Source organism: Shewanella colwelliana ATCC 39565, from assembly GCF_000518705.1.
Lineage (GTDB): Bacteria > Pseudomonadota > Gammaproteobacteria > Enterobacterales > Shewanellaceae > Shewanella > Shewanella colwelliana.
In genome coordinates this window covers 36,747-51,023 of the sequence record NZ_JAEC01000023.1, presented here as the reverse complement: position 1 = coordinate 51,023, position 14,277 = coordinate 36,747, and the positions used below count along the sequence as shown (strand labels likewise).

At 44.3% G+C, this 14,277-nt stretch carries 14 protein-coding genes; 3 read left to right on the top strand and 11 right to left on the bottom strand.

Annotated features, from left to right (window positions below):
- The first annotated feature begins 122 nt into the window (after positions 1-122).
- Positions 123-1,286: a serine hydrolase domain-containing protein gene (locus tag L876_RS0111215; RefSeq protein ID WP_028763904.1), complete on the top strand. Its 1,164-nt coding sequence runs from the start codon at positions 123-125 to the stop codon at positions 1,284-1,286.
- A gap of 498 nt (positions 1,287-1,784) precedes the next feature.
- Here L876_RS0111215 and L876_RS0111210 read toward each other — a convergent pair whose 3' ends face one another.
- The 5 genes from L876_RS0111210 to L876_RS0111190 form a co-directional block, all read right to left on the bottom strand.
- Positions 1,785-3,347 carry a tetratricopeptide repeat-containing sulfotransferase family protein gene (locus L876_RS0111210; RefSeq protein ID WP_028763903.1) on the bottom strand — a complete coding sequence of 521 codons (1,563 nt, stop codon included), beginning with the start codon at positions 3,345-3,347 and terminating at the stop codon, positions 1,785-1,787.
- Between the two features lie 157 nt (positions 3,348-3,504).
- Positions 3,505-3,741: a hypothetical protein gene (locus L876_RS0111205; RefSeq protein ID WP_028763902.1), complete on the bottom strand. Its 237-nt coding sequence runs from the start codon at positions 3,739-3,741 to the stop codon at positions 3,505-3,507.
- 122 nt (positions 3,742-3,863) lie between these two features.
- Positions 3,864-4,619, bottom strand: a complete 756-nt coding sequence (locus tag L876_RS0111200) for a tRNA-uridine aminocarboxypropyltransferase (RefSeq protein WP_028763901.1) — start codon at positions 4,617-4,619, stop codon at positions 3,864-3,866.
- 264 nt (positions 4,620-4,883) lie between these two features.
- Positions 4,884-6,197, bottom strand: a complete 1,314-nt coding sequence (gene pssA, locus L876_RS0111195) for a CDP-diacylglycerol--serine O-phosphatidyltransferase (protein WP_028763900.1) — start codon at positions 6,195-6,197, stop codon at positions 4,884-4,886.
- An 11-nt stretch (positions 6,198-6,208) separates the two neighbouring features.
- Complete coding sequence (locus L876_RS0111190) at positions 6,209-6,541, bottom strand: DUF1904 family protein (RefSeq protein WP_028763899.1); 333 nt, start codon at positions 6,539-6,541, stop codon at positions 6,209-6,211.
- 228 nt (positions 6,542-6,769) lie between these two features.
- On the opposite strand from L876_RS0111190, the gene L876_RS22900 reads away from it, so the two are divergent.
- Positions 6,770-6,946: a hypothetical protein gene (locus L876_RS22900; protein WP_139151927.1), complete on the top strand. Its 177-nt coding sequence runs from the start codon at positions 6,770-6,772 to the stop codon at positions 6,944-6,946.
- Positions 6,947-7,061: 115 nt separating this feature from the next.
- Positions 7,062-8,567 (top strand): D-alanyl-D-alanine carboxypeptidase/D-alanyl-D-alanine endopeptidase, encoded by a 1,506-nt coding sequence (gene dacB / locus L876_RS21590; RefSeq protein ID WP_081730683.1) that lies wholly within the window; start codon positions 7,062-7,064, stop codon positions 8,565-8,567.
- A 77-nt stretch (positions 8,568-8,644) separates the two neighbouring features.
- Here the strand turns inward: dacB and L876_RS0111175 are convergent, their stop codons facing one another.
- The 6 genes from L876_RS0111175 to L876_RS21585 all read right to left on the bottom strand — a co-directional run bounded on the left by L876_RS0111175 (position 8,645) and on the right by L876_RS21585 (position 14,233).
- Positions 8,645-10,402 (bottom strand): acyl-CoA dehydrogenase family protein, encoded by a 1,758-nt coding sequence (locus L876_RS0111175; RefSeq protein ID WP_028763898.1) that lies wholly within the window; start codon positions 10,400-10,402, stop codon positions 8,645-8,647.
- Positions 10,403-10,551: 149 nt separating this feature from the next.
- Positions 10,552-11,094: a DUF2058 domain-containing protein gene (locus L876_RS0111170; RefSeq protein ID WP_028763897.1), complete on the bottom strand. Its 543-nt coding sequence runs from the start codon at positions 11,092-11,094 to the stop codon at positions 10,552-10,554.
- A 57-nt stretch (positions 11,095-11,151) separates the two neighbouring features.
- Positions 11,152-11,958 (bottom strand): SDR family oxidoreductase, encoded by an 807-nt coding sequence (locus L876_RS0111165; protein ID WP_028763896.1) that lies wholly within the window; start codon positions 11,956-11,958, stop codon positions 11,152-11,154.
- A gap of 64 nt (positions 11,959-12,022) precedes the next feature.
- Positions 12,023-12,718, bottom strand: a complete 696-nt coding sequence (pyrF, locus tag L876_RS0111160) for an orotidine-5'-phosphate decarboxylase (protein WP_028763895.1) — start codon at positions 12,716-12,718, stop codon at positions 12,023-12,025.
- Positions 12,719-12,750: 32 nt separating this feature from the next.
- On the bottom strand, positions 12,751-13,911 hold the full coding sequence (lapB, locus tag L876_RS0111155) for a lipopolysaccharide assembly protein LapB (RefSeq protein ID WP_028763894.1): 1,161 nt from the start codon (positions 13,909-13,911) through the stop codon (positions 12,751-12,753).
- A gap of 1 nt (position 13,912) precedes the next feature.
- Positions 13,913-14,233 carry a LapA family protein gene (locus L876_RS21585; protein ID WP_051413086.1) on the bottom strand — a complete coding sequence of 107 codons (321 nt, stop codon included), beginning with the start codon at positions 14,231-14,233 and terminating at the stop codon, positions 13,913-13,915.
- Positions 14,234-14,277: the final 44 nt, after the last annotated feature.

The window sequence follows — 14,277 nt, the reverse complement described above, 5'->3', positions numbered from 1 at the left end:
ACGCAAAAGCTCTTATGCGCCTAACTCCTTGGTAAACTTGCTAATGCGAAGCAACTAAACGAAAAAACACTGACCAACTATAATAACTAATACCGTATTCATACGGATTTCTGGGTATTTTCATGTCTTTAAAAATGCTGTTTATCTCACTAGCCGTAGTACTGGGTGTAAGTGCTAATAGCTTTGGTGCCCAAACTTCACAATATCAAGCTGTGAGTGATAACTTTAAGCAAGAGTTCCATCAGAGCCTGAAAAAGAACAAGGTGCCAGGCGGTGCGTTTGTCATTGTCGAAGGCGATAAAGTGCTGAAACTCAGTACTTATGGTAAACGCCAGAAAGGCGGTAAGCAAAACATCAACGCCGATACGGTATTTCGGCTCGCGTCGGTATCAAAGACCTTTGCTGGCGCCCTAGCCAGCCTATTAGTGCATGAACACAAATTAAGTTGGCAACAGCCCATTACAGGCTATCTACCTGAGTTTTCCTTAGCGCCACCCGCTAAGAGCGAAGATATTACTATTGGTCACATTATTGGCCAAAGCACCGGCCTGATGCCAAACAGCTATGACAATTTGATCAATGCCAATATCAAGGTTGATAAAATTGTTCCTAAATTTAGTAAGCTCACGCCCATGTGTAATCCCGGCGTGTGTTACAGCTATCAAAATGTCGCGTTCTCTTTTATCGAGCAAGCCATTGAGCAACAAAGTGGACAAAGCTACGAAAGCTTGATCACCCAACGTTTGTTTGAGTCCTTAGGTATGCAAACCGCCTCAATTGGCTATAAAGCGTTTACCCAAATAGAGAATCGTGCAGCGCCGCACATTAAGACTCGCTTTGGTTTTCGGCAAGTGAAGGTGAAACCCAACTACTATCAACTTTCTCCCGCAGCAGGGATAAACGCCAGTATCACAGATATCGCAAAATGGTTAATGGCCAATATGGGACAACGCCCCGATGTCATTAGCCCTGTAGTGCTTGAAGATATCACCACCCCTGGCGTGAGAACCACTAGAGAACTTAGGCGGCGCGAATGGAAAGCTTACTTGGATGACGCCCATTATGGCAAAGGTTGGCGTGTTTATGAGTTTGAAGGTCGACCGCTTATCTATCACGCGGGATGGGTTGCAGGTTATGTGGCTGAAATTGCCTACTCGCCAGAACTGAATCTCGGGATGGCGATGCTCATGAATGGTGAATCTCGTGTCATTGCTGAACTCGGAGCCAACTACTGGCATCAAGTATTTGAACACGCTAAGTCCTTAAACAAAAGTGTAAAAAAGTAAACTAACGGCAAACAGTCATCACCAGTGATCTATTAATTAGCTTGCACAAGAGTGTGCCATAAAACAGTTGCTTTAGTAGGAGATTGGAGCAAATTCTCACGATTAGACAAAAAAAAAGAAGAGACCGGAGGGAGTGGTCTCTTCAAAAGGGTGTCTGACATAACTAGAAGTAGAATACACACGGAGAGCGACGTACTCTAATTCATGTCACACAGTTCTGGCGACGATGGATACCAAAACCATAACAAGTATTACGCCCTGCCTTTTGAAATCGATCACTTAGATTAAAAGTTTTTTTAATGTTAAGCCTTAAACTAAAAAGGCAGTTGGTTAACTCTCTACCGAAAGTGAATAGCTATTTATCTTTATGCACTTTAGAAAGTATAAGCCCCGAGATATTTTTAACGATTATGCAAATAAGTGCGTAAACATGCATCAGGCGAAAGTGGCTTTTGCTATTATTTTCTAAATCACTGCTTTTTTAGGTCGATGCGAGTATCACATTTGCCCTGAAATAAGCTTTTGATAGTGTTGCCATCCTTGATCACCCGCAATGCCTTGGGACTGAACCGCACTATGCGTGATCACCGATTCATCCTCTGGCAATTGGCAAAAGCGCAATAGCGTGCTGAGTTGTTTTTCTGCTTCGCTAATCAAGCGTTCACCATCTAGATCGAACACGACGCCGGGCAATGTTTTGTCCCAATGCGCCATAAGGCTGTTGTAGGCATGCTGATAGTGTTCAAATTCAGTTAGCGAACAAAAATAAGGCTGATTGCCGGCAAAGCAGCGCTGATATACCGCCCATTTTACTGCGTTGGCCTCACGACGAACATTTATCACTTTGGCATGAGGGAACAGTTTATAAATCAGTCCTATGGATTGAAAGTTTGCAGGTAGTCTATCTATGATATGGGTGACTTCGGGATGAAACCTTTGATTACTATGACTGAGCGCATTAGCATCAAATTCTGGGTTCACAAACTGCTTGAGCCGATTGAGATAATGCTCTGCTAGATGATTGAGCTGCTCGGTACTCAGATCAGACAGGCTTCGTGGATAATGTTTAGCAGTAAGTTTATAAGCGGTCGTGAGTACATCGTCAGCTAAATAACTGCACTCCCCTGCACTGTCAACTTGTGGGTGAGCACACAACATCTGCTCAAGTCTTGAAGCGCCGCTGTTAGGCAAGCCTAAAATGAAGATTGGCGTAACATCAAATGTTTGATCACTTTGAATGGCCAACGCATCAGGCCCTGCAAAGGCTTTAATTAAATCAAAGTAAGCGGTTAACTCTGAGGTTGTCACTTTACATTGCTCAAACTGTGATCTATTGGCCTGTTTATAATGGGTTAACGCTTGGGCGTAGTGAGTTTGACGATGAAATTGGTTCGCTAAGGCGTAGTGAAGCCTCACCTTAATGCCATCGACGGAGCTGTGTTGGCGATAGTTTTTATCGCAAAGTTCTAGTAATGCATATGTCTGCGTTTGAATTTGACTATCGAAGTGGGCGTTAGCGCTTTGGCAAGTTAACGGCGCAACCTGTTGTCTATCGAATTGCACTTTTTGTAAGCAACTGAATGACAACAGGCAGTTAGCAAATAGCGATAACGCTTCTATGGAAAACAGATCGGTTGCATCAAGATAACGTTGGGATAATTGTTCAATAGCCAGCTTTAGATGTGCCTTAGCTTGTTCACTTTCCCCCATCAAAATTTGTTGCTGTGCCAATTGATAGCGCAGCGTTGCAGATTCCGGAACAACTTGGTTGGCGTAGTTAAGCACAGTTAGTGCATCTTCGTGAGCGTTGACCATATTAAATGCATCAGCAAGTAAACAGAGCGGCTTTATTTCACCGGACAAAAACTCACAGGCATGACTTAGGTGCTCAACCGCCGCATCCCCTTTTTTTGCCATCAATGCTAGCTGCCCTAACCCCATAAAGGCATAGCCAGTCTCTTTGCTGCTAGGCCGATTATGAGTCAGCTCGGTGAAGGTTTGCTCTGCTAATCGATATTCACCTTTGACCAAATATTGCTCTGCTTGCGATAAAGAAGACACACCCAATTTCCTTGTTCATCTCTTTTTATTAGCAACAACGACTCATCATAACACTGATTAACGTCAGTCAATTGCTTGCTAACAAGTGGTTCTACCATCATCCTTTTTCTATTAAACAATGTTAAGCGCTTGTTGTATATGGAAATGAAATTTTTATTTAGGCTAAACGAGTAACTTCAAAGCTTGCCCAACGTTGACAAAACTCCCAGCGGCGTTGCTTGCAGAAGTAAGTGGCCTGATAACGATTAAAGCTAAGAAGGGAGTCGTTTGCTTGGTCAATAGCGTTTCTAAATGTCGCGTCAGAAGTATTTGGCACTGCGGCGGTTAACAACAAGATTAAGCCAAATAATGTCGTGGTAAAAAAAGCTAACAGATTTGCAAAGATGTGTGACAAACGCGTTCCCTATTCATTGACGTGAGTTATTACTATAGGGAACACGCATGTAAAAGGCAAAGGTGAACGGCTTCGACGCTGTTCTAGGTAGTCATGGCAACGGTTACAGCCTATAACCACAGCTACTTGTGCAGACTTTGATGAAAAGCATAGGTAAGTTGATTAAGCGGTGTTCGGTCTAGCGTGCTCTTACGGCTCCGACTGAACATCGAAGACTCTATAAACAACGCAAACCAGGCATTTAGACTTGCTGCATTATGCGCTTCGCCAGCGACACCTAAGGCCAATGCCGCAACCTCTGCTGTCCCTAACTGAAAGTCTCGACTGCCTTTACGTAAACCATATTTAGCTGCAGTTTCAGGTGTAAAAGATAGCATAGGTAAAGAGTGTAAATAGGGACTCTTATTAAACATCTTTATCGCTTCTCGCCAACTGCCATCGAGCAATACAAATAACGGTCGTTTGTTGACTCCCGCACTACAAGGCCCGATCGGTTCGACCTTTTCTACCACGGTTTGTCCAGGCTGTGCATATTCGCTAGGAAACACCAGATAGGCTTGATACTGCGGGTCGTTAAGTAGCGCCAATAATTTTCGGTTTACTTGGGTGCGTGACCAGATGTATGCATGGGTATCGGGCACTAAATCCGCGATTAAGCGTCCTGAATTGCTGGGTTTTAAGACCTCATCATCATACATGATCAACAAAAAACTGGCATTCGAGGTGAGCTGACGTCGAGATCCACAGGTGCAAAACTGTTTTGCTAACAGACAAGCGTCACAACGGACCAAGTTTTTACCACGCGCATTGTAAGGCCTGGTTGAAATTGCTTTTCTATATTGATAGCGCAGATGCACTGCGTGCGATGGAAAACCCATAGAGGTAGCGGTTGCCTTTAAAATTATTGAACGCTTTATATGTGCCATAATATCAGCCTACCATTCAATTTGTATAGCTTTGGTAAATATTAAACGCTGTCGTGGGTAGATGATTTAATGCAATTAATGATTTAGGTGTGAGATTTTTTGATGGTGCTACTAACGTCACAACTCACAAGCATAATCACATTATGAGCAGATAAGATACAAAAAGGCGGCTTCTAAACGAGCCGCCTTCCCTTTTCGTTAACCACCTACTAGTGGCTAAAGAATACGCCGCAGTAAAAAATCAGCTTTCAATCGACGAATACGATTCATGATCTTCCTCACCGGCGCAGGATAATCATTTAGCGTTTCAAGTTGACTGTAATGATATAGACGCTCAGTGTGTTCAAGAATATGTTGCTGCTCTTGTTCAAACTTATCCGTCCACGCATTTGATTCATCTTGCAGCAGTAGACCATTCTCTAAATCTAGCGCCCAAGCACGTGGATTGAGGTTAGAACCGGTAATAAGGTGCAGTCTATTGTCGGCACTGATCCCTTTTAAGTGATAGCTATTGCGGCCGTGTTTCCACAAGTGAATATTTAACTGCCCCGACTCAATCGCCCACTGTTGGCGCTTGGCAAACTTGCGCAGCGATTGCTCATACATGTATGGCAATGCTCCGATAGTGGAAAAAGTTTCTTCTGGTGGAATAAAGAAGTCGTTTGATGTCTTATCACCCACCACAATATCGATCCGTTTCCCCTGCTTGAGATGCTTCGATAACGCTCTAGACAAAATATAGGGCGGATTAAAGTATGGTGTGCAGATAAACAGTGACTTAGATGACTGCGACACTAAATCTATCACCAGTTTATTGAGCTTATTGCGTTTACGACCTAACCCGATAACCGGTGTGATACGGTTACCAATCTTTGTCGGTTTAAAATCATATTTAGCCTTTGCTAAACGCGCTTTTAACGTACGCACGTCTTGCTTATCCGGTAACTGCTCGCTCTCTTTGGGTTGAGTCAATGATGTTACGGCTTTATCGCCGACGATATAGTCTTGCACCATTTGGCGCATTGAGCGGGCTAGCTCTGCAGATTCAATCACATGGTACCGGTCGAAGCGATACTTATCACCTTGGTGTAGGTAAATATTGTTTAAGCTTGCCCCGCTATATATTACCGTGTCATCAATAATAAAGCCTTTAAGGTGCAGTACGCCCATGAATTCGCGTGACTTCACGGGGACACCCAAAATCTTGATTGGGTGTTTGGCGGCTTCGATGACTTTGCGGTACATAAAATAGTTACCGCTATCGCCTTTGTGGCCAATTAATCCACGACGCGCGCGATGAAAATCGACCAATACAGTTACATCGAGCTGTGGATTATTGGCTTTGGCCTCCATCAGCGCTGTAAGTATTTCGCGCCCCGCTTCATCATCTTCAAGATAAAGCGCTGCTATGGTTATCGCAAATTTAGCCTTGGCTATCTGCTGCAATAATTCGGCTTTAAGTGCCGCGGGCGTTAACAACCAGCGAATGGCATCGGGTTGTAACGCAATTCCACCTAGCTTATCCAGCAAGGCATCCTCCTTTAAAAATGATGTCCATCACGATAGTAGCAACTTGGCGTTAATGCCGTGAACATGATTGAGATATGCTTCGCAGATGAATAAACCGATAATATGGCTTGGCGAATATCTTGCTCAACTACGTGATGCGTTTCAGGGGCTTTGGGAAACCAGAGCACTTCTACTTGTACAAAGTCTCTGTCTACCTCTCCGTGGCGATAACTAATACTAGGTACCCAATCAAGCGTAAAACCTTCTGCGCTGACATTATAGCGAGCGGCTAGCGTATCGAGAAGATCCCTGCTTAAGTCAATAACAGCCTCTTGCGGTAAGCCTCGCATACGAATGTGTGGCATCTCAACCCCGTCCCTAATCTTAAGGGGATAGAAATTACCGATTTAAACCCGATGGAGCAAGGTTTTTCTCCATTAATGAGATTGATAGCGAGGATTTTTGTTTCTAATTTAATCAAATAGTGATGCTTGGTGCTAATTTTAGCCGCTTGGTTGGATATTCAGCTGCAATCACGGCTTTTTTGGTCATAACCCATTACAATCGATCTAGGTCTATTGGGAAGGTGAAACATGAACATTAAAATCTTAATCACATTGGTTGTTACACTGGCGGCTGCTTGGGCAATTTTTCATTTTAAAGCGCAGCTGGGTTTATTCATTCTGCCGCTATTTATGGGGCTCGTCGTATTTGTTACTTTACGTTTATATCGTTTAATGGAAAAAGATGCGCCTTCACAAGATGACTAGAAATAACCATATCCATTTAGTCTAGCTACTGACGTACACTCATATCAAGTTGTTGAGATAGAGGGAAATGTTCATACTTAATCTATATCGCAGTGTTAAAAGGCATCCTACTGCCATGCGTAAAACACGCCATTATTTCGTTACAGCCCCAAGTTTAGCTGTCGCCTTTTTGTGTCAAGCCCCAGCATGGGGAAACGACTATTTTAGTAATCTCATGGGGATTATCGAGCCTCAGCACTCTCAGGTAGCACTCAGCGCCACTGACCTCACGACAGGTGAATTGATCTATCAGCAAAATGCCGACACTTTGCTGCTGCCTGCAAGTACCCAAAAGCTGCTGACGGCTGTGGCTGCGACGGCACAGCTTGGCAATGGATTTAAATTTGATACTCAAGTGTTTTCCCACTTTCCTATTCGGCATGGCAAAATAGCTGGTGATATCTACATCACCTTTAGTGGAGATCCTACCCTGACAACGGATAATTTAAGGGATCTCTTTAAGCAGTTAACTGACCAAGGCTTGTATGAAGTGAGCGGTAATATTTACCTTGTCGGAGAACCTGGTGAGCAAACTAAGGCTCCTGGTTGGGTATGGGACGACCTAGGCATCTGTTATGCAGCGCCTGTATCTGCATTCGTGATCAATCAAAACTGTATACATGGGCAACTCAGGCCTAAAATGGCGAGCAACGAAAGCCAGTTAAGTTTTGCAAGTTATCTTCCCGTAAGTTTATCGACCAGCGCAGTCTTTGATAAGCGGAAACAAGGTTCATTTTGTGAGCTTGAATTAAGTCGGCTGGCAAATAACACCTTTCACCTCTCCGGTTGCCACGCTGGCGACAAACCCATTAACTTAGCCATAGCCATTAACGATCCGGCGCTATTTGCCTCAAAGATGATTGAGCAGGTATTAAAGTCTTCACAGATACGCGTAAAAGGCAAAGTTAAAGTCAGCAGCAAACGGGCTAAATACCATAAGGTGATCGCAAGCCATAGCTCTGAAGCATTACCAGCTCTGGTTGAAACAATGCTACTCAAGTCAGACAATTTAATTGCAGATAGTTTATTTAAGGCAATTGGTAAATCCTATTTTGGAGAGCCTGCTAACTTTAGTCACGGCGCAAAAGCTGTTGAGCAAATTCTAACGGCTGCTGGTGTTGACTTGAGCCATTCGCAAATTGTCGATGGTTCAGGCCTTTCTCGGTATAACCTATTAACAGCCAATCAACTCTCGCAAGTGCTGATGCTCATTTATGAAGATAAGCGTTTTCAGGGACTAATTGAACAACTTCCAGTCGCAGGTATCTCTGGTACGCTCAGGTACAAAGCGCACTACAATAGAGCGCCATTAAAACAACGAGTGGTGGCAAAGACGGGATCAATGCAAGGTGTCGACAACTTAGCGGGGTTTATCTCGTTAAATCAAACTGGCAAGGCACTGTTTGTGGTACTTGAAAATGGTCAAAGCCCAAAAACGAAACATGATCAAATAGCACCTTTTAGTGCGCTGTTTTTACAAACCTTATTGGATAGTGCCCCCTTATCGGCAAAAGAAGAACCGCCTCTAGATACGCCCATTCATCAAAATGAGTCTGTTAAACGACAAACTGAAGCAAAATAGATCTGCTAAATAGGATTCATGTAACAAAAAGCCCAGAATGAAATGCTCATTCTGGGCTTTTTTTCTGCAGTGTTCACTTAAAAAAGCGACTCACCCATCGTCATGATAGTCGCATCGCCTGCCGATACCTGTGCCAGATGGTAATCGACTTTAGGTAGTAGCTTAGCTAAGTAGAACTGAGCAAGATGCTGCTTAGTTGCGGCGAACTGTGCATCTTCATGATTGCTGGCACGATCGGCCATTAATAACCAGAAGTAACCATAGACTAAGTGACCAAAGGCATCGAGGAAATCGACCGCACAAGCATTGATAAGCGCTGGCTGGGCTAACTTATTATCATTGACGCTATTAGCAACGCGGAGGAGCGCTTCGAACCTCGATGAAATCTGTGCCTTTTGCTCATCAGAAATAGATTCTAATGTTGCCAACGTATGCTGATGTTCAGTGACAAACTCTGTCAATGCAGCCACATTGTCACCTGTCGTCTTTCGACCTAGGAAGTCGATGGCCTGAATACCGTTAGTTCCTTCATAAATCTGGGCAATACGTGTATCCCGTACGAGTTGCTCAATACCCGTTTCACGGATATAACCATGGCCACCAAACACTTGCTGCGCCATAATCGCAGCATCGAGACCGCGGTCACTCAAAAATGCTTTTGCAACGGGAGTGAGCAATCCAACATAACGACTTGCTTTGGATTTAACCTCACCGTCACCATACTTGGCGAGGTCAAGCTGTTGCCCTGTGTATACCGAGAGTGCTCTGCCAGCTTCGGTATAACAGCGAATATTTAGCAGCATGCGTCTAACATCACCGTGTACCAAGATAGGATCGCTCAAGGCCCCAGTAGGTGAACCGCCTGCGGCAACACCTTGGGTACGCTCTTTGGCATAGTCTGCAGCCATCTGGTAAGCCGCTTGTGATGTGCCTAGCCCCTGAATACCGATAGCCAAACGCTCATAGTTCATCATAGTAAACATGCAGACTAAACCACGATTAGGCTTGCCGATAAGATAGCCCTTTGCATCGTCAAAATTCATCACACAAGTGGCAGAACCTTTTAGTCCCATTTTGTGCTCAATAGAACCGACTGTAACGCCGTTGGTTTCAGCGAGTTCACCGTTATCATCGACGTTAATTTTAGGGACTAAAAATAAGGATATGCCGTTTGAGTCTGGCAATTTTGCAAGGACCAAATGAATAACGTTCTCAGTTAAATCGTGGTCACCACCTGTGATAAAAATTTTGCTGCCACTAATAAGATAGCTGCCATCCTCTTGAGGGACGGCTTTGGTGCGTATGTTACGCAGATCCGAACCCGCTTGCGGCTCGGTCATGTCCATCGCACCAGCCCATTGGCCACTATAAAGATTAGGTAAATACTTTTGTTTAAGCGCGTCAGTACCATGGGCATTAATACACAATGCTGCGCCAGCCGTTAATGAACCATAAAGGGTAAAAGCGTTACAAGCGCTGTAAGCCATTTCGTCGACTAAGACACCCAGCATTTTAGGCATACCCATGCCACCGAGTTCAGGATCGCCACATAACCCTACCCAACCACCTTCGGCATATTGGTCATATACCGCTTTGTAGCCGTCAGGTGTGATCACTTTATCACCTTGATGACGAACGCCTTGTTCATCGCCATTGCGGTTAATAGGATGAATAAGATCCCGGGCAATTTTGTTGGCTTCATCCATGATAGCTGCAGCGGTGTCCATATCAACAGCTTCAGCTAACGCAGGGATACTTTCCCAGGTTGTCGGTGCATCAAACACCCTTTCTAACAGGAATTTCATGTCGGCCAATGGCGCTTGGTAAGGGTTCATTTATTGACTCTCAAACGTAGGATTAAAACGGTTGTTTTAATTTAACCTAGATAGTCATTAGAATAAAGTCTTTTGTCTTAGATTATCGTGATTTGGCTTGCAGCCTGATATAAAAAAGCCCCGCTAGGTGCAGGGCTTATAAATACTCATTACCACATGAGATCGTCTGGAATCACGTAGTCTGCATAGGGATCATCCTCTTCAACCACTTGTTGATTATCATCTTGTTGCCACAAATAGCCACACCAATCAGGAACCAATAGCTGTACCCGTTCGGCTAGTTTATGGGGAACTAGGTAGCTAACCTCTTCGTGGCGGACAATACCAAGTTGGCCACTAAGCAGTTGGTTTTGTAGTTTATCATTGACATAGAGCGAATAGATTTTAGTGCCCAAGGTGTAGTTAAATTTAACTTCCGCGTCTCTTGGTGTAGCAATCGCTAGACGTTTAAATTCGGTGATAAGCCCTCTTACCTGGCCTTTTTCTGTAGCCTCGGCAAAACGCTGTTCATTAAGTACTTTATCTTTCTCGGCTTGCTGACGCTTCTGATCGGCTATCTGTGCTTTTAGCGCTGCACTGCCATCATCAACTTTAGCCTTGCGGTCACGACGTTTTTGCGTCTTGGCATTTTGAACCTTTTGCTTACTCACTAAGCCCGCTTTTAATAATTGCTCTTGAAATGGGTTTGCCATTGTACTTCTCACTTTCGGTGATGGAACTTATGCCCATCGCTTTTCTATTAATAAAATTTAGCGCATTTGCGCCAACTTACCGAGTTCACTCATTGCCATACTTGCGCCACCTAATGACCAGCCGCCGTCTACAGGTAATACAGTGCCAGTAATGTAATTCGCCATTGGAGAGGCTAAAAACAGTGCCGCATTGGCAATATCTTGACACTGACCATTGCGCTGGAGCGGTACGCTTTGCGCTACGCGCTGTTGCAGGGCTTCACTTGGCGCCAATCGATTAAAGCCTTCGGTATCGGCAATGGGGCCAGGCACTAAAGAGTTAACTCTTATTCCTTCAACGCCCCACTCCAACGCTAAGCTTTTTGTCAACATATCAACCCCTGCTTTTGCAGCGCTGACATGGGCCTGCATTGGCATTGCGATATACGCTTGCGGTGCTGAGATCTGAATAATGCTCGCGCCAGGTCGAGTGAGCAACGGATAAGCTTGTTTTAATACCTGAAAACTGCCCAGTAAATCGATATCCATCACCGACTTGAAGCCGTTCTCACTCAAGTTTGCCGCAGTGGCTGGGAAATTACCTGCCGCACCACTGACCAATATATCGATATGACCAAATTGCTCTGCCACATACGCAAAACCAGCTTTAACTGCCGCTAGGTCTCGCACATCAAAACTAACACCTATCGTTTTACCATGAGGGTTAGCAGCTTGTAGCTGGCTCACCGCATTGTTGACTTTATCTTGGCTGCGGCTAGCAACGGCTACATTGGCCCCCGCTTGCGCAAAAGCGATTGCGATGCCCAAATTGATGCCACTGGTTCCGCCGACAACAACGACGTTTTTTCCTTGGTAATCGAACATGTTAGCTCCATAGGTATTATTTGCGTTAATGCTCTAACCTAAGTGCTTTGAAAATTTAGTCAATCTATTTTAGCGAGTCATGAATCGCTTTGAGTGCAGCCAAAGGATCGGCAGCTTTAGTGATAGGTCGACCAATCACTAAGTAATCAGACCCAGCCAATAATGCCTCTTTAGGTGTCATCACTCGATGTTGATCCCCTTTATCAGCGCCTGCTGGACGTATGCCGGGAGTGACCAATTTAAACTCTTTCCCAAAGGTTTCTTTAAGCATGCTTGCTTCTTGTGCGGAGCAAACAATGCCATGCAAACCCGCTTGCTGAGTGAGTGAAGCTAAACGCTTTACATGCTCTGCGGCTGGCACATTGATGCCAAGTAGTTTGAGGTCATCATCACTCATCGAAGTCAATACGGTCACTGCAATCAGCAGTGGCGCTTTATCTCCGTATGGGGCAAGTGCTTTTTGCGCCGCTTCCATCATGGCGAGTCCGCCACTGGCGTGAACGTTTGTCATCCATACCCCTAACTCTGCAGCAGCAGTCACGGCTTTAGCGACAGTATTGGGAATATCATGAAACTTGAGATCTAGAAACAGATCGAATCCACGATTGTGGATCTCATTCACTAAATCAGGGCCAAATAGGGTAAACATCTCTTTGCCGACTTTTAAGCGACACATGTTGGGATCTAACTTATCAATTAGCTGCAAAGCTTCGGCTTTATTATCATAATCTAAGGCCACTATAATCGGTTTGTCGCTCATTTATCTCTCCTGTTGCTTTGCATTATTGTTTTCTATTCACCGTCTAACCCTTTGATTCGCTTTACTGTGCCCCAGCTTTTACAGGAGGGACAATGCCAATAAAGCGTGTGGGACGGGAAACCACACTCTACACAACGATAACTTGGACGAAATTTAATTTGTTGCTCAACTAGCTCGGCAAGCATATTTAAGCTTTTTTTCGCTTGTCCATCTTCCGCATGTTGAATCTGCATCTTCATCAGGTGTTGAAAACTTTTCATTGTTGGGTGACGATAAAGACCGTCTAGCACCAACTTTTCAGCATCTTGCTTCTCTCCCTGCTCAATCATATGTTGAGCAAGTGTGATGGCGACACTGGCTCCCGCGCCCAGCTCGATGGCTTCTCGCAATAGTTCTCGGTAAGCCTGTTGGTCGCTTTGTGCTTCATAAGCTTGTTTTGCCATTGCTAAGGCTTCGGGAAATAGCTCAATATCAGCCTCTTTTAAACGATGTAACATCTCTTTGGCACGCTCAGTCTGGTGCTGAACCAAATAATGTTTGGTGGCATTTAGCAGTGCACGGCCGCATTTACCATCCTGTTTTAGCGCTTGATTAAGCAATTTAATTTTTTGCTCTATATCTTGCTGCTCATCACTTAACTCACAATATAGATGCGCTGATAGGTGCTTTAATGCTTGCTGACGTTTGCGTTTTAGCGATTTGATAATGTCGAGGGCTTTTTGCCAATCTTTGGTGACTTGATAAATAGCAATAAGTTGATCTTCGGCTTCTTGGCTGTGATCTTCTTGGCGAACCAGATTAAGAAATATCTCTTCTGCGCGATCATAAAAACCCGCAGCTAAATAATCTTTACCTAGCTCCATCATAGCGATATCACGTTGCTCTGTGGTTAAGCTGGGTCTGGCGATGAGATTTTGATGAATTCGAATAGAGCGATCGACTTCACCGCGTTTACGAAACAGTGAACCGAGAGAAAGGTGGGTGTCTATGGTGTCATCGTCGACATCTAACATCGAAATAAACAGATCAACGGCTTTGTCAGACTCATTAGAGAGAAGAAAATTCAATCCAGTAAAGTAATCTCTACTCAGCTGTTTTCTCTTACTATTCTGTTTATGCCGTATACTACGGCGCCCCATATACCAACCATAACCGGCAGCAATAGGGAGTAACAGAAAAAGGATCTCTAACATATTAAGCGTTTAGTTCCTTAGTCTCAGGGCCATTTAGTTGTTTCTTATCACTGGCCAGCGAACTTGGATTTTTAGCTTCAAATTGCTCTATACGCTTATTAGCTTGACGAAGTACCAGCTTTAACTTTGCAATGTGATACATAGCAAAAATCCAACTAACCAGAAACCCAGCTAGAAACACCACACCTAACACGACAGGAAGACGATACTCCCCTTGTGCAACAAAATAGCTGATGGTTACCAGTTGTTCATTGCGAGCACCAAAGACCAATGCTAGGACAAAAAATAGAGCGACAAGTATGGTCGCAATCAATGACTTCACGTCACACTCCATAAACGCGTTGTGGTTGGTTGATTATCTAAGAA